Origin of the sequence: Rhizobium sp. Root1220, assembly GCF_001426265.1 — a bacterium.
Lineage (GTDB): Bacteria > Pseudomonadota > Alphaproteobacteria > Rhizobiales > Rhizobiaceae > Rhizobium.
In genome coordinates, this window is the sequence record NZ_LMDG01000001.1 from 76902 (window position 1) to 100702 (window position 23801).

The 23801-nt window shown below is 61.4% G+C and carries 24 protein-coding genes and 1 pseudogene; 16 read left to right on the forward strand and 9 right to left on the reverse strand.

Going from position 1 to position 23801, the window contains the following annotated elements; all coding sequences use genetic code 11:
* The first annotated feature begins 56 nt into the window (after positions 1–56).
* From ASC90_RS00360 to ASC90_RS00375, 4 genes and pseudogenes are all read left to right on the forward strand, one after another.
* Complete coding sequence (locus ASC90_RS00360) at positions 57–977, forward strand: sulfite exporter TauE/SafE family protein (protein ID WP_056534153.1); 921 nt, start codon at positions 57–59, stop codon at positions 975–977.
* The gene (locus ASC90_RS00365) at positions 977–1783 is read left to right on the forward strand and encodes a TIGR02186 family protein (RefSeq protein WP_056534156.1); all 807 of its coding nucleotides are present in this window, start codon (positions 977–979) and stop codon (positions 1781–1783) included. Before ASC90_RS00360 ends, ASC90_RS00365 begins: the two co-directional genes overlap by 1 nt.
* 182 nt (positions 1784–1965) lie before the next feature.
* A pseudogene (locus tag ASC90_RS00370) lies at positions 1966–2444 on the forward strand (dihydrofolate reductase family protein).
* A gap of 148 nt (positions 2445–2592) precedes the next feature.
* Positions 2593–3174: a transglycosylase SLT domain-containing protein gene (locus ASC90_RS00375; protein ID WP_056534159.1), complete on the forward strand. Its 582-nt coding sequence runs from the start codon at positions 2593–2595 to the stop codon at positions 3172–3174.
* 114 nt (positions 3175–3288) lie between these two features.
* Here the strand turns inward: ASC90_RS00375 and pdeM are convergent, their stop codons facing one another.
* The 4 genes from pdeM to ASC90_RS00395 all read right to left on the reverse strand — a co-directional run bounded on the left by pdeM (position 3289) and on the right by ASC90_RS00395 (position 8685).
* Entirely contained in the window at positions 3289–4017 is a 729-nt protein-coding gene (pdeM, locus tag ASC90_RS00380) for a ligase-associated DNA damage response endonuclease PdeM (protein WP_200950825.1), read from the reverse strand.
* 37 nt (positions 4018–4054) lie between these two features.
* Positions 4055–6565 (reverse strand): ligase-associated DNA damage response DEXH box helicase, encoded by a 2511-nt coding sequence (locus ASC90_RS00385; RefSeq protein ID WP_056534162.1) that lies wholly within the window; start codon positions 6563–6565, stop codon positions 4055–4057.
* 44 nt (positions 6566–6609) lie between these two features.
* On the reverse strand, positions 6610–7863 hold the full coding sequence (locus tag ASC90_RS00390; RefSeq protein ID WP_056534165.1) for an FAD-dependent oxidoreductase: 1254 nt from the start codon (positions 7861–7863) through the stop codon (positions 6610–6612).
* A gap of 66 nt (positions 7864–7929) precedes the next feature.
* On the reverse strand, positions 7930–8685 hold the full coding sequence (locus ASC90_RS00395; protein WP_056534168.1) for an ABC transporter substrate-binding protein: 756 nt from the start codon (positions 8683–8685) through the stop codon (positions 7930–7932).
* Positions 8686–8884: 199 nt separating this feature from the next.
* On the opposite strand from ASC90_RS00395, the gene ASC90_RS00400 reads away from it, so the two are divergent.
* Both ASC90_RS00400 and ASC90_RS00405 read left to right on the forward strand, forming a co-directional pair.
* On the forward strand, positions 8885–9385 hold the full coding sequence (locus ASC90_RS00400) for an Rrf2 family transcriptional regulator (protein ID WP_056534171.1): 501 nt from the start codon (positions 8885–8887) through the stop codon (positions 9383–9385).
* A 24-nt stretch (positions 9386–9409) separates the two neighbouring features.
* Positions 9410–9871 carry a carboxymuconolactone decarboxylase family protein gene (locus ASC90_RS00405; protein WP_056534174.1) on the forward strand — a complete coding sequence of 154 codons (462 nt, stop codon included), beginning with the start codon at positions 9410–9412 and terminating at the stop codon, positions 9869–9871.
* Positions 9872–9920: 49 nt separating this feature from the next.
* Here the strand turns inward: ASC90_RS00405 and ASC90_RS00410 are convergent, their stop codons facing one another.
* A complete protein-coding gene (locus tag ASC90_RS00410; RefSeq protein WP_056534177.1) occupies positions 9921–10556 on the reverse strand; it encodes a YitT family protein in 636 nt (211 codons plus the stop codon).
* A 208-nt stretch (positions 10557–10764) separates the two neighbouring features.
* Positions 10765–11697, reverse strand: a complete 933-nt coding sequence (locus ASC90_RS00415; RefSeq protein WP_056535179.1) for a methyltransferase domain-containing protein — start codon at positions 11695–11697, stop codon at positions 10765–10767.
* 145 nt (positions 11698–11842) lie between these two features.
* Here ASC90_RS00415 and ASC90_RS00420 point away from each other — a divergent pair, with 145 nt between their 5' ends.
* From ASC90_RS00420 to ASC90_RS00430, 3 genes are read left to right on the forward strand one after another with little or no spacing between them, the layout of a single operon-like run.
* Complete coding sequence (locus ASC90_RS00420; protein ID WP_056534179.1) at positions 11843–12109, forward strand: DUF6460 domain-containing protein; 267 nt, start codon at positions 11843–11845, stop codon at positions 12107–12109.
* Position 12110: 1 nt separating this feature from the next.
* Entirely contained in the window at positions 12111–12608 is a 498-nt protein-coding gene (locus ASC90_RS00425) for a CAP domain-containing protein (RefSeq protein ID WP_056534182.1), read from the forward strand.
* Between the two features lie 31 nt (positions 12609–12639).
* Positions 12640–13986 (forward strand): MATE family efflux transporter, encoded by a 1347-nt coding sequence (locus tag ASC90_RS00430; protein WP_056534185.1) that lies wholly within the window; start codon positions 12640–12642, stop codon positions 13984–13986.
* Here ASC90_RS00430 and ASC90_RS00435 read toward each other — a convergent pair.
* Together ASC90_RS00435 and ASC90_RS00440 are read right to left on the reverse strand one after the other, a co-directional pair.
* Entirely contained in the window at positions 13962–15050 is a 1089-nt protein-coding gene (locus ASC90_RS00435; protein WP_056534187.1) for a quinone-dependent dihydroorotate dehydrogenase, read from the reverse strand. The two genes, ASC90_RS00430 and ASC90_RS00435, sit on opposite strands and share 25 nt — an antisense overlap.
* Positions 15047–15400: a DUF952 domain-containing protein gene (locus tag ASC90_RS00440; protein WP_056534190.1), complete on the reverse strand. Its 354-nt coding sequence runs from the start codon at positions 15398–15400 to the stop codon at positions 15047–15049. The genes ASC90_RS00435 and ASC90_RS00440 overlap by 4 nt, the downstream gene beginning before the upstream one ends.
* Before the next feature lie 110 nt (positions 15401–15510).
* Here ASC90_RS00440 and ASC90_RS00445 point away from each other — a divergent pair, with 110 nt between their 5' ends.
* The 5 genes from ASC90_RS00445 to ASC90_RS00465 all read left to right on the forward strand — a co-directional run bounded on the left by ASC90_RS00445 (position 15511) and on the right by ASC90_RS00465 (position 18633).
* The gene (locus ASC90_RS00445; RefSeq protein ID WP_056534193.1) at positions 15511–15909 is read left to right on the forward strand and encodes a hypothetical protein; all 399 of its coding nucleotides are present in this window, start codon (positions 15511–15513) and stop codon (positions 15907–15909) included.
* Positions 15910–15998: 89 nt separating this feature from the next.
* A complete protein-coding gene (locus ASC90_RS00450; protein WP_056534195.1) occupies positions 15999–16646 on the forward strand; it encodes a response regulator transcription factor in 648 nt (215 codons plus the stop codon).
* 108 nt (positions 16647–16754) lie between these two features.
* Positions 16755–17420 carry a helix-turn-helix transcriptional regulator gene (locus ASC90_RS00455; RefSeq protein ID WP_056534197.1) on the forward strand — a complete coding sequence of 222 codons (666 nt, stop codon included), beginning with the start codon at positions 16755–16757 and terminating at the stop codon, positions 17418–17420.
* Positions 17421–17431: 11 nt separating this feature from the next.
* Positions 17432–18166: a thermonuclease family protein gene (locus ASC90_RS00460; RefSeq protein ID WP_056534201.1), complete on the forward strand. Its 735-nt coding sequence runs from the start codon at positions 17432–17434 to the stop codon at positions 18164–18166.
* A gap of 53 nt (positions 18167–18219) precedes the next feature.
* Entirely contained in the window at positions 18220–18633 is a 414-nt protein-coding gene (locus ASC90_RS00465; protein WP_056534203.1) for a tellurite resistance TerB family protein, read from the forward strand.
* On the opposite strand, the gene ASC90_RS00470 is transcribed toward ASC90_RS00465, so the two are convergent.
* Entirely contained in the window at positions 18630–19505 is an 876-nt protein-coding gene (locus tag ASC90_RS00470) for a transporter substrate-binding domain-containing protein (protein WP_056534205.1), read from the reverse strand. The two genes, ASC90_RS00465 and ASC90_RS00470, sit on opposite strands and share 4 nt — an antisense overlap.
* A 185-nt stretch (positions 19506–19690) precedes the next feature.
* Here ASC90_RS00470 and ASC90_RS00475 point away from each other — a divergent pair, with 185 nt between their 5' ends.
* Together ASC90_RS00475 and ASC90_RS00480 are read left to right on the forward strand one after the other, a co-directional pair.
* Complete coding sequence (locus ASC90_RS00475; RefSeq protein ID WP_244480267.1) at positions 19691–21481, forward strand: glycosyltransferase family 2 protein; 1791 nt, start codon at positions 19691–19693, stop codon at positions 21479–21481.
* Positions 21482–21699: 218 nt separating this feature from the next.
* Complete coding sequence (locus ASC90_RS00480; protein ID WP_056534209.1) at positions 21700–23700, forward strand: methyl-accepting chemotaxis protein; 2001 nt, start codon at positions 21700–21702, stop codon at positions 23698–23700.
* Positions 23701–23801: the final 101 nt, after the last annotated feature.

A 23801-nucleotide genomic window follows, 5' to 3' on the forward strand; every position in this document is an offset into this window, starting at 1 on the left:
GAACAGGACGTTGCAACGCCTGCCCGGCGGGGGCAGTTCACAATTCGAGGTCGGCTGTGACAATCTATCTGCCTATCGCAGAATTGTCGGTGAACATCTTCATCATTCTCGGCATGGGAGCAGCCGTCGGCTTCCTATCGGGCATGTTCGGCGTCGGCGGCGGGTTTCTGATCACGCCGCTGCTGATTTTCTACAACATTCCGCCGGTTGTTGCAGTGGCCACCGGCGCAAATCAGGTCGTAGCGTCCTCGATTTCAGGCGCCATAACGCATTTCAGGCGCGGCACGCTCGACGTCAAGCTGGGCAGCGTCCTGCTTGCGGGGGGCCTCTCCGGGGCCACGTTGGGCATCTGGATATTTTCCCTTCTCAGACGTCTCGGGCAGCTCGATCTCTTTATCTCATTGATGTACGTCTTCTTCCTCGGCACCGTCGGCAGCCTGATGCTACTGGAAAGTGTCAACGCCATGCGTCGCTCGGCCAGGAATATCCCGCCGACACCGCGGCGGCCGGGCCATCACCATTGGGTCCACAAGCTGCCGCTCAAGATGCGGTTCAAGAAATCCAAGATCTTCCTGAGTATCATTCCGGTTGTCGCGCTCGGCTTCGGGATTGGCATTCTGACGTCGATAATGGGTGTTGGTGGCGGCTTCATCATGGTACCCGCAATGATCTACCTCCTGCGAATCCCCACCAACGTCGTGGTCGGGACGTCGCTCTTCCAGATCATCTTCGTGACAGCCTTTACCACGGTCGTTCAGGCAGCAACCAACTTTTCCGTCGATATCGTGCTCGCCTTCATGCTGATGATCGCCGGCGTAATTGGTGCGCAGTACGGCGTTCGCGTCGGCCAGAAGCTGCGCGGCGAACAACTGCGGGCGCTCCTCGGCCTCCTCGTGTTGGCCGTCGGCCTTCGACTGGCGGTGGCGCTGGTCGTGACACCTGCCGATATCTATTCGGTCGTCATGGGGGGCAACTGATGCGCAAGCTCCTCGTCGCCCTGCTCTTCTCCCTCCTGCTGCTGCCGAAGCTCGCGGAAGCGCAGATGATGCTGCCGGACCAAGCGACGCAGGGAACCGGTGAAAGGCTGGAGATCGGCACGTCCACCAGCGAAATCGCCATTACCTCGGACTTCCACGGCGCTGACCTGACGGTCTTCGGTGCCGTTGCCAACACCGACAGTCTGTTGTTGGCGATCGGCCAATACGATGTGATCGTCGTTCTGGAAGGGCCGCGCGAGGATGCGACTGTGCGCCGGAAAGAACGTGTCTTCGGAATCTGGATCAACACCCGCTCGATGACATTCGAAACCGTGCCGCATTCCTATTCGATGTCGAGTTCGCGCATGCTCGACGACATAACGACGCCTCTCGACCTGACGGATCAGGGAATCGGCATCGATCACATTCCGCTGACGCCGGTCGGCTTCGTCGGCAACGCCAGCAACCTCGGTGAATTCCGCCAGGCCTTCCGCAGGCTACAGGAGAAGGGCGGCCTCTACGATCGGGATCCGAGCGGCGTGCGCTTCGTCAGTTCCAATCTCTTCAAGGCGAGCCTGCGTCTGCCGGCGAACATCCCCAATGGCGTTCACACCGTACGTGCCTACCTCTTCAAGAGCGGCAAGTTCATTACCGAAAAATCCCTGCCCCTTCGTGTCATCAAGACCGGAATCGAACAGACCATCACTGATGCCGCACATGAACAGCCGATCGCCTACGGTCTTTTTTCGGTCTTCCTGGCACTTGTGACCGGCTGGGGCGCCAGCGTAGTGTTCCGCAAGGATTGACCTGGTCGCTTAGCGCGCGACAGCCTCAAGATCGCCTCGGCCAGTCACGCAAGAGTTCCTCCAGACACTCGGGACGGATCGACAGCTCTTCCGACATTCGCAAGCAACCCAAGCGCCTATGTGGGCGACGGTCGCAATCAGTTTTGAAGTAACAGTTGAACGGTCAAAGGGAGACGACCGGGATGAGAAAGCTTGTTGTATGGAACCTGATGACGCTCGATGGCTATTTCGAAGGCTCCAAGCCTTGGGATATCGAGTTCCACAATCTCGCCTGGGGACCGGAACTCGAGAAGTACGCCGAACAGTTCGGCGAGGACGGCGATCTCCTGGTCTTCGGTCGCAAGACCTATGAGGGTATGGCATCCTACTGGCCGACTGCGGAAGGCGAGGAGAAGATAAAAACCTACATGAACGGCATCGCCAAGATCGCCGTATCGCGGACGATGAAGAGTGCCGATTCGGCAGCGCCGAGCTTGCGGATTCGATGCTGAAGGAAGGCCTGGTCGATGAGATCCGTCTTTGCATCGTCCCTGTAGTCCTCGGCGGCGGCAATCCCATTTTCAAACCGGCCGACAAACAACTGCCGATGAAACTGCTCGATGTGACGAAGACGGCCAAGGGCGCAGTCATCCTTCGCTACGAACCGGCGACGATTGCCTAGCGGTTGTTTTTCGTGCGGCCGAGGCCGATGAGCATTCGGCCAAGCCCGTTGTCAATGACTGACGCCCGGCGATAGCTCGCATTCGTCTAAAAACCCCTCGTTAACATTTACGGGCTAGCAATCTCTCGGAAACGAGAGGTTTTTTGCAATGCGTGTCGGTACCCTCCTTGCCCTCGTGCTCCTGGCACTTGTTGCCGGTTGCGCCACCGCCCCTCGTCAGACCCGGGATATCTGCGCCGTGTTCGAGCAGCGCGACGGCCTGTTCACCGACTGGCAGCGCGAAGCAGTGCGAGCAGAGAAGAAATACGGCGTACCGGTGCCGATCCTGATGGCGACAATGTATACCGAGTCAGGCTTCCAGCCGAATGCACGACCGCCACGCACCAAGCTTTTCGGTTTCATTCCGTGGACACGCCCTTCGACAGCCTACGGCTATTCGCAGGCACTCGACGGCACATGGGACCATTACCAATCCGCAACCGGAAACTGGGCGGCGCGGCGCACCAATTTTGCCGACGCGATCGACTTCATCGGCTGGTACCACGCGCAGAACGGCCAGGTGACCGGCATTCAGCTGAACGACGCCTACAGCCTGTATCTTGCCTATTATTCCGGACCGAAGGGATACATGCGCGGAGATTGGCGCTCGAATGCGCAATTGCAGAAAACGGCGCAGCGCTTCTCCAACATGGCGGCGACATATGAGCAGCAGCTGCGCAAGTGCAACTGAGCACCACCCCTTGGCAAGGTGTGGTGCCGTGAGTTGCCGTCAGCGACCAATTCTCGCAAGGGCGAGGCTGGAATAGCCAGCCGGCCTGGATTTCTCGGCGGCTTTTGACCGGCGCTATCCCGCCAGATTCCCGAACCGGACCGAATAGATCCTGTCGCGGCCCAACAGATGCGCGATCAGCGACGGCTGGTCGAACAATCCCTTCATCGCCTTGTGGCGCAGATCGAGCCCACCGCTCATAACGCCGAAAGCCGGCATCAGCAGGCGGGCGCCATCGGTGGCAAAGCATGGCCGGCGAACGGATTTCTCGCGTCGCCGCACCGTGGCGGACGGGTGCAGGTGACCGGCGATCTCACCGCTCTGCAGCCCGACCTTGGGCTCATGCCGGAAGGTCAACCCGCCATGGCGCAACTCGTCGGCGCATGTGCCCGGCAGGTCGACGGTACCGTCAGGATCATGATTACCGTTGATCCAGATCCACTCGCGGCCACGCGCCATATCCGAAATAAGCGCTCTGAACGTCTCCGGCAGATGCGCCGAACCGATGCGGTCGTGGAAATTGTCGCCTAGCGAGATCACCAGTTTTGGATTGTAGCGGGCGATGACCGCCGACAGGATTGTAAGCGTCGCCAACGTATCGTAGGGCGGCAGCATCATGCCGCGGCGGGCAAAGGCCGCTCCCTTTTCCAGATGCAGATCGGAGACGACGAGGATGCCGGAATCCGGCAGGTAGAGCCCGCCGAGCGGATCGCAGACGGCCGCCGCCCCGCGCACAGACGTCTCGACGCCCGGCATGGCCGCCACTCCGTTCAGTTCCCGCGCCAGCGCCAGCCTGTTGATCACGTCGGTTCGTTCCTCGTTCTCAGGCCTTTGACGATTCTCAAGACAGCGCCTCGGCGATCAGGTCGTCGGCGGCTTCGGCCAGCACCGCGTCATGAGCCTCGCCATGCACCGGCACCTTGCCGATCTCCAGCATGACAGGCACGGCCAGCGGCGAGATATGTTCCAGCGCGCGATGGGTGATGTGCCCTTTGATTCGCCTCAGCATATCGCCAAGCCGGCCGATGTCCAAAAGACCCGTTGCCGCATCCTGCCGCGTCGCCTGCAACAGGATGTGATCAGGTTCGTGGGTCCGGAGCACGTCGTAGATCAGGTCGGACGAAACGGTCACCTGCCGTCCGCTCTTTTCCTTGCCCGGATGCCGACGCTCGATCAAGCCTGCAATCACGGCGCAATTGCGGAAGGTGCGCTTCAACAGAAAAGATTCGTCGAGCCATGTTTCCAGATCGTCGCCGAGCATGTCCTCGTCGAACAGATCGGCGAGCCTGAGACGACCGTTGCGGATCATCAGGCCCATGTCCTCGAGACCCCATACGCCCAGCGAATAGTCGGTGGCGACAAAGCCGAGCGGCTTGGCACCCGCCCGCTCCAGCCGGCGGGTGAGCAGCATGCCGAGCGTCTGGTGTGCAAGCCGGCCTTCGAAGGGATAGGCGACCATGTAGCAGCGACTACCACGCGGGAAGGTCTCGACCAACAGCTCGTCGCGCTTCGGCAGGATCGATTTCTCCTTCTGGACCGCCAGCCAATCGCGCACCTGATCCGGCAGCCGGTACCAGCGGTCGGGATCGGCGAGCATCGAACGCACCTGATCGGCAAGATAGGTGGAGAGCGGAAATTTTCCGCCGGCATAGGACGGGATCTTCGGGTCGTTGGAATAGGCTTGGCTGGCGAGCGCCTCGTTTTCGCGAATGCCCTCGAAGCGCAGCACTTTTCCGGCGAAAATGAAGGTGTCGCCGGGTGACAGCTGTTCGAAGAAATACTCTTCCATCTTGCCGAGCGTGGCGCCACCGCGACCGATACGCCCGCTCTCTCCACGCTTGACCATCTTTAAATTCAGCATCGGGCTCTCGACGATGGTGCCCAAATTTAGCCGATACTGCTGCGCCACCTGCGGATTGGAGACGCGCCAACGCCGTTCGGCGGTCTTGCGGATGCGGGCATAGCGCTCATAGGTGCGCAGCGCATAGCCGCCGGTGGCGACGAAATCGACAATACGCTCGAAGGTCTCCCAGCTGAGATCAGAATATGGTGACGCGCTAACCACCTCGTCATAGAGCTCCAGCATGTCGAAAGGTTCGGCGCAGGCCATACCGAGCACATGCTGGGCCAGCACGTCGAGTGCGCCCTTTCCGACCGGCGGCGTGTCCTGCGCGCCAATATAGTTGGCGTCAAGCGCTGCCTGGCATTCCATCACCTCGAAACGGTTGGCAGGCACCAGGATCGCCTTGGACGGCTCGTCCATCCGGTGGTTGGCGCGACCGATACGCTGGGCAAGCCGCGACGCCCCCTTGGGAGCGCCCACATGGATGACGAGATCGACATCACCCCAGTCGATGCCGAGATCGAGCGTCGAGGTGGCGACGACGGCGCGGAGCCTGTTGGCTGCCATCGCCGCCTCCACCTTGCGGCGTTGGCCGACATCGAGCGAGCCGTGATGCAGCGCGATCGGCAGATTGTCCTCGTTGATGGTCCACAGCTCCTGAAACAGCATTTCCGCCTGGCTCCGGGTGTTGACGAAGAGCAGAGTTGTCTGGTGTTCGAGCAGCTGCTTGTAGACGTCGGGGATCGCGTATTTCGCCGAATGCCCGGACCAGGGAATGCGCTCCTCGGTCGACAGGATCGAAATGTCAGGCTTGGCCCCGCCCTCGACGGTGACAATCCCGGCGTGGCGCTGCTCGCCTTCCTGCTGCGCCACCAGCCATTTCTGCAGTTCCATCGGCTCGGCGACGGTTGCCGACAGTCCGATCGTCTGCAGGTCGGGCGCCAGCCGCCGCAGCCGCGCCAGCCCCAACGACAGCATGTGTCCGCGCTTCGACGACACCAGCGAATGCAGCTCGTCGAGAACGATGTATTTCAGGTCCTTGAAGAACCGCTCGGCCTCGCGGTTGGCAAGCAGTAGCGCCACCTGCTCCGGTGTCGTCAGCAGAATGTCGGGCGGGTTCAGCTTCTGGCGCTGGCGCTTGGCGACGGGCGTATCGCCGGTGCGGTTCTCGACCGTCACGGGCAGCCCCATCTCCTCGACGGGCGTCATCAGGTTACGCTCGATATCGACAGCGAGCGCCTTTAGCGGTGAAATGTAGAGCGTGTGGATGCCGGTAAAGGCCGAGCCCGGTGGGAGCCTGCCGCGGCGAACAAGATCGGTGAGCGACGGCAGAAAGCCCGCGAGCGTCTTGCCGGCGCCGGTCGGCGCAATCAATAGCGTGCTCTCGCCTGCCTCGGCGCGGGCCAGCAGTTCCAGCTGATGCGCACGCGGCCGCCAACCCTTTTCCGCAAACCAGCGGGTGAAAGGCTGAGGCAGGACAAAACGGGCTTCGGATTCGATCTGGTCCACGGCGCTAAAGGTAGTGCACCGGCTGACGAATTAGAATGGCGCGTCTAGAGGAAGCGATGCGGGTGGAACGGGATCGGGTCGGCAAAGGTCGGGGCACCGCACATCTGCTCGGCCAGAAGCCTTCCACTGGCGGGACCGAGCGTCAGACCGTGGTGGGCATGGCCAAAGTTGAACCATAGGCCACGATGGCGTGGCGCCGGGCCGATCACCGGCCGCATATCGGGCAGGCAGGGCCGGAGGCCCAGCCAGGGCGTCTGCTCGACCGGCTCCCCAAGCGGGAACAGCTGGCGGGCGTAGTCCTCGTCGCGGCGGAGCTGGATCATGTTGGCAGGCGCATCCGGGGCGGCGAATTCAATGCCGGTTGTCAGCCTGACACCGCGCGCCATCGGCGCCAGCACATAGCCTGCTTCTTCATCGACGACGGAATGCGTGAGCGGCGGACCGTCAACTTGCCCATAGTGGCGATGATAGCCCCGTTTGATCGCGAGGGGGATCGAGTAGCCAACCTTGCGGAAGATCCGGCCCGATTGCGGACCAAGCGCCACGACGATTTCACCCGCCTCGACGATATCGCCTGTACCCGACTGCAACGACCAGCCGCTCTTCTCCTCGCGCAGTCCTGAGGCATCGGCCGTCAGGAATTTGCCCCCGCCGCGTAAAAAGAGATCCATATAGGCTCTGGTCAACGCAAGTGGGTCCGTCACTGTCTTCGGGTCGAGCCAATGCACGCCGCCCGCAATTCCGTGTGCACGATCGGCAAAGGCCGGCTCCAGCGCAAGGAAGTCCTGGCTATCGAGAACGCGCATCGACAGACCGAAAGGCGACAGGCTTTCGGCATCGGCGCGGGCGGCCGCGTATCGGCGCGGGTTCTTGTAGAAGGAAATCCAGCCCTTCTCGCGGATCAGATGAGCCGCGCCGGCGCGCTCGATCAGCCTGTCATGCTCGGACACGCTCGCCTCCACCAGCGGCAGCAGCGCACGGGTGGCTTTTTCCAGATTGGCGGGCGAGGAATGCCACCAGTATCGGGCGAGCCACGGCGCTATGCGCAGCAGGTAGGCTGGATCGTAGCGGACGTCGGCTGCGTTGTTCAGCGCGTACCTTAGCAGGGGACCGATCTGGCGCGGGAACGAATACGGAATGACTGACGAGCGCTCGATCAGGCCGGCGTTGCCGTAACTGGTGCCGCCGCCCGGTTCGCCGCGATCGGCAAGGACGACGGAGCGGCCGCGATCCTGCAAATGAAGGGCCGCGCTGACGCCGACGATGCCGGCGCCGAGAACGAGAATATCTGTTTTCATGGGAGCGCTTAATAGCCGAAAGGTGTGGAGGCACAATGCCCCCACACGGTACAAACGACGAGCCGATCAGTAGATATCGAAGGGGAAATACTTCTTGGTAATCTTCTGGTAGGTGCCGTTGGCAACCAGCGCATCAATCGCTTTGTTGAAGCGTTCCTTCAGCTCAGGCTCGCCCTGACGGATGCCGATGCCGGCCTGCGTCTCGGTTCCCGGTACATCGCCAAGCAGCGTGCAGCAATCCTTGCCGGCCTTGTTCAGCCAGTCGACCACGACGAACTTATCCGAAATGAGCGCGTCCATGCGGCCGTTCTGCAGATCGGCCACAGCCTCATCCTGCGTTGGATACATCTTCGCTTCAACGCCGCCCTTGGCATAGACATCGTTGAGGTAGTCGGCCTGCGTTGTCGATGACTGGGCGCCGACGACCTTGCCCTTCATGTCCTCGACGCTCACCCCCTTCAGCGCGCTGTCCTTGGGAACGGCTACGGCCAGCGGCGTCGTATAGTATTTGTTGGTGAAGTCGATCTGCTTCTTGCGCTCCTCGGTGATGCTCATCGAGGCGACGATCGCGTCATATTTCTTGGCCAATAGACCTGGGATTATGCCATCCCAATCCTGCGCGACGATCGTGCACTTCGCCTTCATTTCCTCGCACAACGCATTGGCCATGTCGACATCCAGACCCTTCAGGCTGCCGTCCGATTCAACGTAGTTGAAAGGAGGATAGGCGCCCTCAGTTGCGATCCGGATGGTGTCCTCGGCCGAAGCCAGATGCGTCGCTGCCAGCAGCGCGGCAGCTGCCAGGAAAATCGTTTTCTTCATTGCTGTTCCCTTTTGGAATTTGTTTTTGTCATGCACCATGACTTTAGCGAATCCTTATCGCTTCACAAGCCCGTGGCGACTTGGCTGAAAGACTATGAGTCACTGGATATTTGGTGGATGCCGGCAGAGATCGGAAACCGTGTCTTGACAAAATCTCTTATCATGGATATTTTTTATCCACGACATAGGGAGAACCATCATGAAGCTCGGCGAAGGCGTCGAACAGGCGATTCACAGCGTCTCGATGCTTGCAGGATTGTCCGAAGGCAGCGTGCTTTCAGCCGCGGCCCTGGCGGAGTTTCACGGAATCTCGACCAGCTACCTGCTGAAGCACCTGCAGGCGCTTTCAGGGGCCGGCATCCTGGACACGGTGCCTGGCCCGAAAGGTGGCTATCGGCTGGCGAAGGCGCCAAAGGATATTACCTTGCTGGACATCGTGCTCGCAGTCGAAGGTCCGGCTCCGGCTTTCCGCTGTAACGAAATACGCCAGCGCGGACCGAACCCCGCCCCTGACCGGTTCTTTGCCGAGCCCTGCAATATCGCGTCCGCAATGCTGCGGGCCGAACGCGTCTATCGCGCCGAGCTCGCCAAGACCAGCATCGCCGATATCGGAGCAGAACTTTCCGAGATCGATGACGGAACCATCGCAGCACGAAGGTGCGCCTTTCTGGATCTCCACGAACGTCGAACGGCCCGTTGAGCCACAACAAAAAGGAGACTACCCATGCAACCGCGTTTCAATTTCGCCAAGGCTTCGCCTGAATCCTACAAAGCCGTCGTCGCGCTGGAAGAATTCATCCAGGCGTCGGGCCTCGAGCGGCGCTTCATCCATCTCATCAAGCTGCGCGCATCGCAGATCAACGGCTGCGCCTATTGCGTGGACATGCACGTGAAGGAAGCCCGCCACGACGGTCTCAGCGAGCAGTGGATCAATCTGATGTGCGTCTGGCGTGAATCACCGGTCTATGACGCTCGCGAACGGGCGCTGCTTGGCTGGGTCGATGCTGTGACCAGGATTGCCGAGACCGGTGCACCGGATGGCGATTTCGAGGCGTTGAAGGCTCTCTTTAGCGAAGAGGAGATCACCAAGATCACAGTGGCGATCGGCGCAATCAACGTATGGAACCGCCTTGCCGTCGGCTTCCGCTCGCAGCATCCGATCGACAAGCCGTCGAAGGCGGCTTGACGTCAAGACCGAGGAATTGCTGTCTCCCCGCGGCGTGGGGAGACAGGCGTCAAAGTGCGATGTAGCGATCGGCCCGGTGATTGATCGCCACGAAAAGGTTCAAGACAACAGCGCCCAGAACCGAATAGAACACCACCGGCGGCGTGGTGACCAAGAAGGCCGCGGCAAGCACGCATAGGTCGATCGCCATCTGCACGAGACCCGCGCGAATACCGAAACGCTCCTGCATGTAGATGCCGAGAATGCCCACGCCTCCAAGGCTGGCGCGGTGGCGATAAAGCGCCAGCAGGCCAAAGCCGAGCAACAGGCCGCCGAGCAGCGCCGCCCATGCCGGATGAATGGTGGCGATGGTCATGACCTTTGGCTGCAAGCTGGTCAGTACCGAAGTCAGACCGATGGCGGCGAAGGTCTTCACAGTGAAGGACATGCCGAGGCGCGTCCAGGAGAGATAGAAAAACGGCAGGTTGAGCAGGAAGAACGCGAGACCGAAGTTCATGCCGAAAGCATAGTGCAGCAGGAAAGCGACACCGGCGGTGCTACCCGTGAGCAGGCCGGCGCTTGCAAGCACGTAGAGGCCGAGTGCGGCGACGAGGCTGCCGGAGAATATGCCCTGGACGTCTTCCACAGGCGTGTGGCGGGTGGCGCTCGTGTTCCAGAAGCCAAGCGCGTTGATGAACTGCGTCATGTCGCTAATCTCCGATAGCAGGCGATGTCAACGACGCCCGAGGATACTCAAGCGGGACAGAATTTGGGTGAATGATGTACCGTCTGGCACGCTTGTTACGGCGGCGCTTCTCGGGTCGATGCGCTTGATTATCAGCCGCTTCCGCGATCTTTTCAAGAAAAATATGTAAGCAATACTGACCTATTTCGCTTTCGCAAGAATCGTTCGCCTACAGTCCCTTGCGGGCAAGGAACAGAATACCGGAAATGCTATTGGCACCATCTTTGCGAATGACCGTCTTGACGACCTTGCTGATGGTTAGGCCATGACGTTCGCATAGGCTGCGAACATACGCTTCTGAATGCGCATATCGCAGCGACGGCGCAAGATGGAAGCTCTCCCCCTCGCCTGCATCCTCGACGGAAAACGCGACGTCGGCATCTGGCAAAGCCAGTGCGACGATGGCATCGAAGACCGCTTCGAGGTTGCCGAGATACATCAGCACATCGGCCGCGGTGATCAGGTTGGCGCGATGCTCCGGTCCATCGATGAACAGGCCCGTTGCATCCGGTGCAAGCGAGAGGTCAGCCTGGGCAAGGCGATCATAGACGTTCTTCTCCGCCGCCTTGGTCAGCATGTTCTGCGAGAGGTCAAAGCCTTCGAGGCGGCCGACCCGACCACGGATTTCCGGGCCGAGCAATCCGGTGCCGCAGCCGAGATCGACGGCCAGCGCATAATGTCGGTCGGTCGTGGCGATCAACGCCGCGAGCTTCTGCGGCACGGTGTAGTCGAGTTTTTCGACCAGCGACGCATCGAAACGATCTGCGTAGTCGTCGAACAGGCGTTCGACGTAGCTGCTCGGCGGTCGGTCGGGCGTGGCGATAGCCCCGAGGAGCGCGAGCTTGAGTTCGGCGCCGAAGATATCGTTCTCGCCGAGACCGCGCGTCTGCCTGTAGGCTTCTATCGCGCCCGACAGATTGCCGGCCTTCTCGCGATAGGTAGCGAGGCGATACCACCCCGCGGCCCATGCGGGCACCAGTTCCAGCGCCTGCTCCATCAGTTCGGCGGCAGCGTCGGGCTCACCACCCTCGTCGAGCATCCTGGCGTAGTCGGCGCGGCGATCGGCGATGACGTCGCCTGACGTGAGCTGGTTGGGCGGCATGTCTGAGACCTGTTGGAACGGCCCGCATTTGGCGGCGGCCACAAAAAAACTCAAGTCCTATTTCAGAGCCAAAGGCGCCAGCTCTGAAAAAGGCTTGCGAGCGACGACTCGCGCCCGTATTTCAGGGATAAACAGGAGATGGCGCATGTCCGATCAGGTGAACAAGTTTCTGGGCGATTCCCTCGGCCGCACATTGATCAAGCTTTTGGTCGTGTCGCTGATCGTCGGCTTCGTCATGGCGGTGCTCGGCTGGGCACCGCTCGACTTCGTTTATGGTGTCCGCGATTTTGTTCTGGAAGTCTGGCATCGCGGCTTCTCCGCGCTCGGCCGCGTGGGTGACTATCTGTTGCTCGGCGCCACCGTGGTCATCCCGATTTTCGTGATCATTCGTCTCTTTAGCTATCGGCGGTAACATGACCTCCATCGATCTTTCGCGCCGCAGTCTTCTGCGTTTTTCGGGTCTGGCGCTGGTTGCCGGCGTCGCCAGCTGCACCACTGCGCCGCAGCAATCCTCCATTCCGTCTAACGGCGACGACGAGACGGCAGCAGCCCTGCCGCTCGTCAACCAGTTGCGCGCGAAGAACGGCCTGCCGCCGCTCTCCATTGATCCAGCGGCAACGGCTGCTGCTCTCTATCAGGCCAAGCGCATGGCGTCCGCCGGCAAGATGAAGCATGTGATGGGTATCGCCGACGGCTTCGGCCCGCGTGTCAAGGCGAGTGGTGTTCAGCTGCCGGCAGCCGAGAATATCGCTGCCGGCCAGCAGTCGGTTCCTGCCGTCGTGACCGCCTGGATCAACTCACAGCACCACCTCGAAAACATGCTTGGCCGCTACACCGGTCTCGGTGTCGCGGTGGCCCACAATCCGGCTTCCAAAAACGTCCCGTACTGGGCAATGGTGCTTTCCAGCTGAGGCGATTCTGCCTCCCTTTTCAGAGGCAGACATGGACATACGGGGCAACGAGCACGGACTGGCATTCGATGTGACGCACCGGCTGGTGCTGTCCATCGCCATCCCCATGACACTCGGCTTCATCACCACGCCCCTGCTCGGCCTCGTCGGCACAGGTGTCGTCGGACATATGGGCCAGCCGGACGCGCTGGCGGGCCTGGCGATCGGCGCCGTGCTCTTCGATCTCATCCTCGGCAGCTTCAACTTCCTGCGCGCCTCAACGACCGGGTTGACGGCCCAAGCCTATGGGCGGCATGACCGATGTGCGCAGCAGGGCGTCTTCTGGCGGGCGCTGATTTCGGCGGTCGGCTGCGGCCTGGCGCTGCTCTGTCTTTCACCGCTGCTGCTGGGCGTGGGGCTCAAGCTGATGGGACCGGAGGCGGCCGTTGCGCAGGCGACCAGCACCTATTTCTCGATCCGCATCCTGGCTGGACCTGCGGCACTCGCCAATTATGCCATTCTCGGCTTCGTGCTCGGCCGCGGCCAGGGCACCGTCGGCCTACTGCTGCAGAGCATCATCAACGGCATCAACATCGTGCTCGCGATCTTCCTCGGTATCTGGCTGAACTGGGGTGTCGCAGGCGTCGCCTGGGGTACGATGGCCGGCGAAACAGCGGGCGCGCTGGTGGGGCTTGTTATCGTCGTGCGCGGCTTCGACCGCGCCGACCGACCGGGATGGGCGGAAATCCTCTCGCGGCACCGCTTGGCGGAACTTTTCGCACTCAACCGCGACATCCTAATCCGAACTTTCGTGCTGCTCGCCGCTTACACGCTAATGACGCGTATCGGCACAAGCTTCGGCGCCGTGACGCTGGCCGCCAATGCCGTACTGATGAATTTCTTCCTGCTGTCGGGCTACTATCTCGACGGGCTCGCCAACGCAGCAGAGCAGATCACCGGACGAGCGGTCGGCGCACGCTATCGTCCGGCCTTCGACCGCGGGCTCAAGCTGACGGCGATCTGGTCCTTCGGGCTGGCGGGCATCATCTCGGTATTGTTGCTGCTGATAGGCCCATGGCTGATCTCGGTGCTCACCACCTCACCCGAGGTCCGACAAGCGGCGGAAACCTACATGCCGTGGGCGGCAATCACCGGGCTGACCGGCGCATTGGCTTTCCTGATGGATGGCGTCTTCATCGGCGCCACATGGTCCGGCGACATGCGCAACCGGATGCTGATGTCTTTTGCGGGTTACCTGGTCGCCGTTGCCGTTTTCGTGCCGCTATTCGGCAACCACGGCCTGTGGCTGGCGATGAACAGCTTCCTGCTGTTTCGCGGCGTCTTTCTGGCGATACTGGTGAAACCGCGTGCCGATCAGACGTTTCGCGCGCTCCAATAGTCGGTCCGGCTGCCGCGTAGGTCTCGGATGGAGGAGACCTTCTCGCGGTCAAGCAGCTTCGACAGGCCACGGACGATCTCGCCAGGCAGGCCCGGACCTTCATAGACCATGCCGGAGTAGAGCTGCACGAGGTCGGCCCCTGCCTTGATCTTCTCCAATGCGGTTTCCGCCGAAGATACGCCGCCCACGCCGATAATCGGCAATGCCGGACCGACGCGCTTGCGGATTTTCGCCAGCACTGCCGTCGATTTCTCGAATAGCGGCTTGCCGGAGAGCCCCCCTGTTTCCTTAGCCTGACGCTGATCCCTCAGACCGTCGCGGGCAAGCGTGGTGTTGGAAACAATCAGCCCGTCCAGCGCATGCGACAACGCCTCGGCGGCGATGTCGTCCATCCCTTCCTCGGTGAGATCCGGGGCGACCTTCAGGAACACCGGGATTTTCCTGCCGGATTTGGCTGCCTCCTCGTCGCGTGCTGCAAGCGCTGCGGAAAGCAGGGCAGCAAGGCTCGCACGTGCCTGTAGGTCACGCAGGCCGGGCGTGTTCGGGGAAGAGATGTTGGCGGTGAAATAACGCGCCACCGAATAAAAGCGCCGGATGCCCTTCAGGTAGTCGTCGATACGATCGTCGCTATCCTTGTTGGCACCGATGTTGACGCCGATGAGGCCATTGCCCGATATCCGGGAGAGACGCGCAAAAACGGCGTCATGGCCCTCGTTGTTGAAGCCGAGACGATTGATGACGCCTTCGTCCTCGACAAGACGGAAGATGCGCGGGCGCGGGTTCCCGGATTGTGGCTTCGGCGTCACCGTGCCGATTTCCGTAAAGCCGAAGCCGATCTTCAGCAGCGCTTCCGGCACCTCCGCATTCTTGTCAAAGCCTGCCGCCATGCCCAGCGGATTGGCGAAGTCGAGGCCGGCTACTGTCTGACGTAGGCGTGGGTCGGGCGGGATCGCGCAGGCCGGCACGAACCCTGATTTCAATGCCGCGATCGACATGCCGTGCGCCGTTTCTGGGTCGAAGAGGAAAAGACCCTTGCGGGCGGCATGCTTGAAGAGGTCGATCATGGTTGTAGGTCCGGAAAGATATGGTTGCCTGCGGTGTCCAGCGGCAACGGCTTTTCCCAAAGCACGGCCGACAGCGGCAGGTCTGCGTAAAGATGCGGGAAGAGATCGCCACCGCGCGAGGGCTCGAAAACGAGCTTGTCGCCGAGCGCTGCGCCGTCGATAGCGACGAGCAGCAGACCGGCCTGGCCGGCAAAGTGCAGCGCCGCAGTCTGCCTGGCCTGGCTTGCGGTCGAGAAGTGGATGAAGCCGTCCTTGAGATCGATCGCTGCGCCGCGAAAGACACCCGTCTCGCGGGCCTCCTGCCAGAGCGTTTCCGTCACGATCTTGTAAAGCGTCGGTGTCAGGGTCATGATAGCCCTCATGAATGGCTGGTCTTTCCCGGGCTTTGCCGCAAAGAGCCGGCGATGTCCACGCCCCGACGCGAAAAATGCGACCGCCACGGATATTTCGGGAGGAAAGCATGAAAAAGATCGCACTCAGCCTGGCTGTCTTTCTGCTGCCAATCGCCGCCTATGCCGCGGAACCCGACGCGTCCCGCTTCCAGCTGGAGCGCATCGGCGATCACTTCGTGCGGCTCGACCGGCAGACGGGCGCCATGTCGCTTTGCGAGGAGAAGGACGGCTCTCTGGTCTGCCGCATGGCGGCCGATGAGCGAGCAGCCTACGAGGATGAACTCGACCGGCTGTCGCGGCGGGTAACGGCGCTTGAGAACAAGAGCATCGTCAACAAGGCACTTCCGTCCGACGCCGAGATCGACCGCTCGATCCGCATCATGGAGCGCTGGATGCGGAGCTTCATGGGGATAGTCAGGGAATTCCAGAGCGAAGACCAGCGCAATACCCTTCCGCAAAAGACATGATTTGCTATAGTCGTATCAGCATGGAGGCATGTGTTGCGGGTTTTCGCGGTGCATGAGGAGATGGTCGAACTCTTGGGAGGGAGGTTTCGATGCGGGAACAGACAATCATCATAGCCGACGATCATCCCCTTTTTCGTGATGCGTTGCGTCAGGCCGTAACCGGCATGGACGGGCATCAGGAGATCGTGGAGGCCGGCGATTTCACCGCCGCCCGAATGGCTGCCGGCAATCACCCGGACGCGGACCTGATGCTGCTCGATCTCGCCATGCCTGGCGTCAGCGGATTTTCCGGCCTTATGGCACTGCGCTCCGAATTCGTCGGCCTGCCGATCGTCATCATCTCCGCTTCCGACGACGCCACCACGATCGGCCGGGCGCTGGAGCTGGGCGCATCCGGCTTCATCTCCAAATCCTCCGGCATCGACGATATCCGCCGCAGCATCCAGGCCGTTCTGGCTGGCGACATTGCCATCCCGGCGAACTATCGCGATGGCCAGGAGCAGGATCCCGACGTTGCCCGGCTGATCCACCGGCTGCATAGCCTGACCCCGCAGCAGAGCCGGGTACTGACGATGCTGGCGGAGGGACTGCTCAACAAGCAGATCGCCTATGAGCTCGGCGTCTCCGAGGCAACGATCAAGGCCCATGTTTCCGCCATTCTGCTGAAGCTCGATGTCGACAGCCGCACGCAAGCGGTCATCCAGCTCGGCAAGATCAACGTGGCACTGGTCGCGTAGGCTTGCCGTAAAGGATTTTATTCCTCTCGTCTCTTTACTCCCGCAGCGCTTGCAGCTAGTATTTTAGCGGATTGAAAAACCCGCCATGGGCGTCCGGAATTACGAGACATGCTGTCACACGAGCAGATCTGGGGAGCGATCGATCGGCTTGCCGAACGGCATGACCTGTCGCCGTCCGGCCTTGCCCGGCGCGCAGGCCTGGATCCAACCTCGTTCAACAAGTCGAAGCGGTTGTCGGCCGACGGGCGGCTCCGCTGGCCATCGACGGAATCCATCGCCAAGGTGTTGGATGCGACCCGCTCCACCATGGAAGAATTCATGGCCTTCATGCGGCCGGCCAGCAGCTTTTCCACCCTGCCCGACGGCGCCTTTCCGCCACAGGGCAGCTCTATTCCGCTGCTGGGCTTTGCACAGGCCGGTGCCGGCGGCTTTTTTGACGACGGCGGGTTTCCGGCCGGACAGGGCTGGGACGTGGTGGAGTTTCCGGCCGCCCCGTCGCAGAAAGCCGGCGTCTATGCGCTCGAGGTGCAGGGAGAAAGCATGATGCCGCTCTATCGGGATGGCGACGTGCTGATCGTCGAACCGGGCGCACAGGTGCGCCGAAACGACCGCGTCGTCGTCAAGACGCGCGAGGGCGAGGTCATGGCCAAGGTGCTGCTGCGGCAGAGCCCGCGTTCCATCGAGCTGATGTCACTCAACCCTGAACATCCGAACCGGACGATCGAGCTTTCGGACGTAGACTGGATCGCCCGGATCATCTGGGCTAGTCAGTAGGAAAATCTTCCATGCGTGCTGCGGCAATTGTTACTGCTGTTGCGGGGGTCGGGATCGTTGCCGGTCTTGTTGCTGCAGGCGGGAAGCGGCTTGAAGTGGCGCAAACGGATGTCGAACCGACAACGTCACCTAGCGCGACGGCGCGTGAACCGGCTGTACTTCCGCAGCCGACGCCGAACCCCGAAGCCAGCATGAACGCGCGGCCGGTCGATGACGCGAGCCAGTTCTATCCCGCGGTCGTGGGTGGCAAGCCCTTGGAGCGCATCGCTGCCCCAGTATCGGCGAAACCAAAGGCGGTCGAAGACAAGGGGGTCGACCTCGCGCGTCCTATCGCGGAGAGCGCCGGGGTCGTTGCCTTTGGCGACAGGCGGTTGCTGCTTGCCGGCGTCAATCCCACACCGGCGGATCGGACGTGTACGGATACCGATGGCCGGGACTGGCCATGTGGCATGCTGGCGAAGACCAACTTCCGGCTCTTCCTCAGGCTACGGACGGTGAATTGCGATATCGATGACGCACAATGGACTGGAACGGTAACAGCCGCTTGCAAGATAGGCACCCAAGATCTCTCCCGTTGGCTCGTTGAAAACGGCTGGGCGGCCGCAACGGGCGGGTCAGAGCTTGCCGACGCCGGCGAGAACGCAAGGCAGGCACGCAAAGGTATCTATGGCGGTGATCCTCGCAACAGGACAATGACGACCGAACCGGATGTTCAATCGCCGGATGTGTCGCCCGATCCCTTGTAATGCCGCTGGCCAGTTCCTAAACTTGGAACTCGCTTCAGAGGGAATATCTAGACATGAACAAGCCGCTTTCTGCCCATGACGCATTGATCTACGTGATGGTGATGGCATCCGCCGTCGACAGCACGATGAACGACCGCGAATTGGAGCGCATCGGCCAACTGATCGGCTTCCTGCCGGTCTTTCGCGACTTTGACGACGAGAAGCTGATTTCGGTTGCTCGGGACTGTGCGTCGCTCCTGGCGGGCCCCGAAGGTCTCGACGTGGTGCTCGAGACAGTCAAGGATACGCTGCCCTCACGCCTTTACGACACGGCCTATGCATTGGCCGTCGAGGTGGCGTCGGCAGACCTCTCGGTAAAGGCGGAAGAGCTGCGCCTGCTCAGCCTGCTGCGTGACCGTCTCGGTCTCGACAAGCTGACTTGCGCCGCCATCGAGCGCAGCGCCATCGCCCGCTTCCGCAAGGGCTAGTAAAGGCCGTACGGGAAATATCGCAGGTAGATTTCCTGCAGGCGACCGCTGCGCGACAGTGCAGCAAGGGCGTGATCGAGTGCTGCGGCGAGGATATCATCCTTCTGGCGCAGCATGATGGTCATGCCCTCCCCCAGGAATTGCTCGGACAGATACGGTCCGTCGAACAGGGCGCAGCATTTTTCCGACGCCGGCGACGAGACCCAGAAGGAAAGCTGCAGCGCATCGGCGAAGGCGGCATCGACCTTGCCGGCTTTCAGCGCCGCAAGGAGTGCCTCCTTGCTGTCGAACGAAACGGCTTTCAGCCTCGGAAAATAGGCCGCAAGCATCGCCTCGTGCGCGGTGGCCTTGACGACGCCAACGGAGTGATCCGCCAGCGCGCCAGCCCCTTCACCCTTTAGCGGGATCTTCAGATTGCGAACAAAGCGGGCAGGCAGCATCAGATAGGGACGCGTGAAGGCGAACTGCTGACGCAGCTTATCGCTTACCGCAATACCCGCGATCACCGCGTCGCCCTGAGATGCGGCAAGAGCGGCATTTAGGTCAACGAAAGGTAGCGCTTGGATCTGGCATTTGTCCGCTATTTCAAGCTCGCCGCAAATTTCGCGCGCGAGATCGATGTTGAACCCTGCAAGCTTGCCGTTCTGGTCTGTGAAGTTGAATGGCGGAAAATCGATCGACGTCAAAAAGCGCAGACGCACCAAAGCCGAAAGGTCGGGCTTGGCGAGGCGCTCCCTGGCATCGAACAACAGCGGCAGAGACGGGGTCGCCTGCTGTGCGCACAGCGCGATCGGGCATAAAAATACAACCAGAGACAGCCAAAAGCTGCAAAGCCCCCTAATATTCAGGGATGCCAGTTTAAATTGCATCATTATGATCTGCCTCGGGGATTACATGCACTGCCACTCAAAGACGGTGTATCAGAGTCATGCGTATCGGGGAATATGCGCCGGGCGGGATCAAAGATCTAAGCCGGACGCCAGACAATCATTCATCTTCTCATGCGCAGCCTCCGGCTCGCGCTGCGACGGATTCTCATCAGCTTGAGGCAGACGTTTTGCTTCAACTCGGCATCAGCAAACCGACGATTGCCCGCGCGGCCCGGGCGGCGCGCAGCCATGGCACAACGATCGAAACGGAGCTTCTTGCAAACGGCCTGGTCGATGCCGACAGTTATTACGCCGCCCTTGCGCGAGGGCTAAGGCTCCCCTTCCTTTCGGCCATCGACCCCTCCCACGTTGGCGACGATACGGCGCTCGACACCCGGTTGCTGGAACCAAGCATGCTGCGGCTGAACTACATCAACAAAACCATGCACGCGCTTGTACCCGAGGCGCGGAAGATGGCAACGCTTGCCCAGGCATTCGAGAACAAACCGGGCCTGGCGGAACGAATGGTCATAACCACACCGTCCGCCGTTCGAGCCGCGGTTTGGCAGGCCGGCGCCGGACGGCGGCTCCGCGAGAGCGTAAGTACGCTTTTCGAGAGCCAAGCGCGTTTCAGCGCGCGCATTGTGCTTTCCGGCAAGCAGGGATTTCTTGCCGGCACCGGTATTTGCGCATTTGCTTTCGCCGCAACATCAAGCGCGCTTACGCTAACCATTCTGCACGTGGCAGTTTCGCTCTTCTACATGGCAGCCTTGCTGGTCCGCGCTGCAGCGGTGGTCCCTCGCCGGCGCCGGTTACCGGATCCGCTGCCATCCGGATACCTTCCGGTCTATACGGTTCTTGTGGCGCTCTACAGGGAAGCGGATGTGGCGGGCCAACTGGTGGCCGCCCTGAGCCGCCTCAACTGGCCACCATCAAGGCTCGACATCAAGCTGGTCTGCGAGGCAGACGACCATGCAACAATCGAGGCGCTCCGGGCCGAAAGACCCGGACCGCAATTCGAGATCGTCGAAGTGCCGCCGGCACACCCTCGCACAAAGCCAAAGGCACTGAATTACGCTTTGGCCGCCGCCCGTGGCGAATTCGTCGTGATCTACGATGCCGAGGACCGACCCCATCCCGACCAACTGCGTGCCGCCCATGCGCAATTCGCTGTAAGCCGCAGCGACATTGCATGCCTCCAGGCACCGCTCGTCATATCGAATGGCGGGGCCTCCTGGATCAGTGCCGTCTTTGCGCTCGAGTACGCGGCATTGTTCCGCATGCTGCTGCCCATGTTGGCGCGGTGGCGTATGCCCATGCCTCTTGGCGGAACGTCCAACCACCTGCGCGTGGCCGCACTCCGGACCTGCGGCGCCTGGGACCCGTACAACGTGACGGAGGATGCCGATCTCGGTATGCGGCTCTATAGGCTGGGCTATCGATGCGGGACCGTCGACTGTCCGACCTATGAAGAAGCTCCCGGCACCTTCAACATCTGGCTCAACCAGCGGACGCGCTGGTTCAAAGGTTGGCTTCAAACCTGGCTGGTGATGATGCGCGAGCCGTCAAAGCTCGTGCACGAAATGGGCGTCGGCCCCTTCCTGGTCTTTCAGCTGCTGATCGGTGGAATGCTTCTTTCCTCCCTCACTCATCCCTGGCTCATCATGCTTCTCGTTTCCACCGCCAGCTACTTGATGCTTGGGTTTCCCTCACCCGGAACCGGCGAACGCGCGCTGTTTGTACTGGATTGTGCAAACATGCTCGCAAGCTACGGCCTGTTTTTGCTGCTGGGCAGGATCGCAATGCTGCGCGACGAAAAGAAACGCGTCGGATGGCGATGGATCGGCATCCCGGTTTACTGGCTGATGATTTCGGTTGCGGCATGGCGCGCCATTTTTCAGCTGCCCGTAAAGCCGTTTTTCTGGGACAAGACAGCTCATCGGCCCATCCCGGTAATAGACGTCCGGCAGCGCATGTGAGGGTCACTTGAATTTTCCGGGGACAGACAGGCGATGTTAGCGCCGCATTAAGCAATATCCCATTCTATGGGCGAGACGACGCCGGTCCTTGCCGAATGCATGATGCACATGTCGAGCCTCCGAGGCATCCCTCCATGCCGTTTCCTTGCGTCATGCCACACCTCTCTTAATTGCTTCCTGAACGGCACTAACGGAGCAGGAAAGCGACTGGACATATCATGCTCAAGCACTTCAAAATCCGAACCAAGATCATTTCGGTCGTAGCGCTTCTGGGGGCCATCGCGGTCGCTGGCCTTGTCTATGTCATCAAGGAATTCCGTGGTGCCGACGCGACCTATAGCGCGTTCATAGACCACGAGGCGCTGGCGGCCATGCAGGCGTCGCGCGCCAGCGCCTCGGCCACAGCGGCGGTGCTTCAGGTGACATTGATCGCCGGTCTCAAGCCGGATACCCCCGCCTTCGACACCGCGCTTTCCACCCCGAGCAAGATGCCGCAAGCGCGCGAACGCCTTGAGCAGGCCGCGGCACTCGTTCCCAGCCGGAAGCAGGCGATCGACGAGATCCTCGTCGGCATCGAGCAGATGGAGGCTCTTTCCAGCAAGGTCATAGACCTCGCCAAGGTGAAAGACAGTGCCGGAGCCCAACTCGCCGCCAGTTCATTGAACGCGGAGTTGAACGCCGTAACACCCAAGATGATTGCAAACAACGATGCACTGATGGCGTTGCTCAATGATGGCGGCGATGCACTCTCCGTCTCGGTCAACCAGCGGATCATTCTTTGCTTCGCGCTGATCGGCCTGACCGTTCTCGGCGCGGTTGGCCTCAGCGTCTATATTGCGCAGGCCGGTATCACTGCACCCATGGCGAAGCTGCGCGAGCGGATGGTGCGACTTGCCGAGGGCGAGACAGAGAGTGCGATCGAAGGCCTGGAGCGTCGCGATGAGATCGGCCAGATGGCAAGTGCCGTCGCCACCTTCCGCGACAATGCGGTTGAACGCGTTCGGCTGGAACACGAGGCGGACAGCAACCGCACCCTGAGCGACAGCGAACGCCGTGAACGTGATGCCCAGCGGGCAACCGAAGCCGCAGATCTTTCGCGCGCCGTCAGCGCACTCGGCGCCGGATTGCAACGGCTGGCGGCAGGCGATCTGGCCTCACCGATCGACACGCCCTTCGCGGGCGATCTCGACGCGCTTCGCCAGGATTTCAACAATTCAGCCCAGCGGCTCAACGAAACGATGCTGAATGTCGGTGACAACGCCCGTGCGATCACCGCCGGGGCAGGCGAAATCCGTTCGTCGGCGGACGAGCTCTCGAAGCGCACAGAGCAGCAGGCCGCCTCCGTGGAGGAGACAGCCGCGGCCCTGGAACAGATCACCACCACGGTCCGGGACGCCGCCAAGCGGGCCGAAGAAGCGCGAACGCTCGTTGCCCGCACTCGCGGCGGCGCGGAAAAATCAGGGGAGGTGGTCCGCAAGGCCGTCAACGCGATGCAGCAGATCGAGCAATCGTCGGTCGAAATCGGCAACATCATCGGAGTCATCGACGACATCGCCTTCCAGACGAACCTGCTGGCCCTCAACGCCGGCGTTGAGGCAGCGCGGGCCGGCGAAGCCGGTAAGGGTTTTGCCGTCGTCGCCCAGGAAGTGCGTGAACTGGCGCAGCGTTCCGCCAATGCTGCGCGCGAAATCAAATCGCTGATCGGCACATCCGGGAGTCATGTCCAGACCGGCGTGACGCTTGTCGCGGAAACCGGAAGAGCGCTCGATGCAATCGTGAACGAAGTCGAGGAGATCAACCGGCACGTCCATGCAATCGCAGAAGCTGCACGCGAGCAGTCGACGGGGCTGCAGGAGATCAACACCGCCGTCAACACGATGGACCAAGGCACGCAGAAGAATGCCGCAATGGTCGAGGAGAGCACTGCCGCGAGCCACAAGCTTGCGAGCGAAGCTGCCGCGCTCAACACGCTGCTCGACCAGTTCAAGCTGACGGGCACCGGTGGGTTCACCGCCGGAGCGGCGACGGCTCCGCAGCGTCCGAGCGCCGCAGCGCGTCCCGTTTCGTATGCGGCCACCGTCCGCAAAGCGCCCGTCCGTGTGGCCACGTCGGGCGTGTCGCGTCCCGCAGCGTCGCCCGCACGCGCTCTCGGGCAACAGCTCGCCGATGCCTTCAGCGGCACGGATGCAGGAAAGGACGCCGATTGGACCGAGTTCTGATATCAGCGTGACCAAATGCGAATAGGGCGGCTCTGGGCCGCCCTTTTTGATTGCTGCATCGCTCTTCCGCCATCAATCGAACAGTTCGACAAGGCCTCTCG

Bases quoted from the DNA above. Each gene is read 5' to 3' on its own strand.
- ASC90_RS00365 (WP_056534156.1), top strand. From the start codon at position 977: ATGCGCAAGCTCCTCGTCGCCCTGCTCTTCTCCCTCCTGCTGCTGCCG.
- ASC90_RS00375 (WP_056534159.1), top strand. From the start codon at position 2,593: ATGCGTGTCGGTACCCTCCTTGCCCTCGTGCTCCTGGCACTTGTTGCC.
- ASC90_RS00390 (WP_056534165.1), bottom strand. From the start codon at position 7,863: ATGAAAACAGATATTCTCGTTCTCGGCGCCGGCATCGTCGGCGTCAGC.
- ASC90_RS00395 (WP_056534168.1), bottom strand. From the start codon at position 8,685: ATGAAGAAAACGATTTTCCTGGCAGCTGCCGCGCTGCTGGCAGCGACG.
- ASC90_RS00400 (WP_056534171.1), top strand. From the start codon at position 8,885: ATGAAGCTCGGCGAAGGCGTCGAACAGGCGATTCACAGCGTCTCGATG.
- ASC90_RS00405 (WP_056534174.1), top strand. From the start codon at position 9,410: ATGCAACCGCGTTTCAATTTCGCCAAGGCTTCGCCTGAATCCTACAAA.
- ASC90_RS00410 (WP_056534177.1), bottom strand. From the start codon at position 10,556: ATGACGCAGTTCATCAACGCGCTTGGCTTCTGGAACACGAGCGCCACC.
- ASC90_RS00415 (WP_056535179.1), bottom strand. From the start codon at position 11,697: ATGCCGCCCAACCAGCTCACGTCAGGCGACGTCATCGCCGATCGCCGC.
- ASC90_RS00420 (WP_056534179.1), top strand. From the start codon at position 11,843: ATGTCCGATCAGGTGAACAAGTTTCTGGGCGATTCCCTCGGCCGCACA.
- ASC90_RS00425 (WP_056534182.1), top strand. From the start codon at position 12,111: ATGACCTCCATCGATCTTTCGCGCCGCAGTCTTCTGCGTTTTTCGGGT.
- ASC90_RS00430 (WP_056534185.1), top strand. From the start codon at position 12,640: ATGGACATACGGGGCAACGAGCACGGACTGGCATTCGATGTGACGCAC.
- ASC90_RS00435 (WP_056534187.1), bottom strand. From the start codon at position 15,050: ATGATCGACCTCTTCAAGCATGCCGCCCGCAAGGGTCTTTTCCTCTTC.
- ASC90_RS00440 (WP_056534190.1), bottom strand. From the start codon at position 15,400: ATGACCCTGACACCGACGCTTTACAAGATCGTGACGGAAACGCTCTGG.
- ASC90_RS00445 (WP_056534193.1), top strand. From the start codon at position 15,511: ATGAAAAAGATCGCACTCAGCCTGGCTGTCTTTCTGCTGCCAATCGCC.
- ASC90_RS00450 (WP_056534195.1), top strand. From the start codon at position 15,999: ATGCGGGAACAGACAATCATCATAGCCGACGATCATCCCCTTTTTCGT.
- ASC90_RS00455 (WP_056534197.1), top strand. From the start codon at position 16,755: ATGCTGTCACACGAGCAGATCTGGGGAGCGATCGATCGGCTTGCCGAA.
- ASC90_RS00460 (WP_056534201.1), top strand. From the start codon at position 17,432: ATGCGTGCTGCGGCAATTGTTACTGCTGTTGCGGGGGTCGGGATCGTT.
- ASC90_RS00465 (WP_056534203.1), top strand. From the start codon at position 18,220: ATGAACAAGCCGCTTTCTGCCCATGACGCATTGATCTACGTGATGGTG.
- ASC90_RS00470 (WP_056534205.1), bottom strand. From the start codon at position 19,505: ATGATGCAATTTAAACTGGCATCCCTGAATATTAGGGGGCTTTGCAGC.
- ASC90_RS00480 (WP_056534209.1), top strand. From the start codon at position 21,700: ATGCTCAAGCACTTCAAAATCCGAACCAAGATCATTTCGGTCGTAGCG.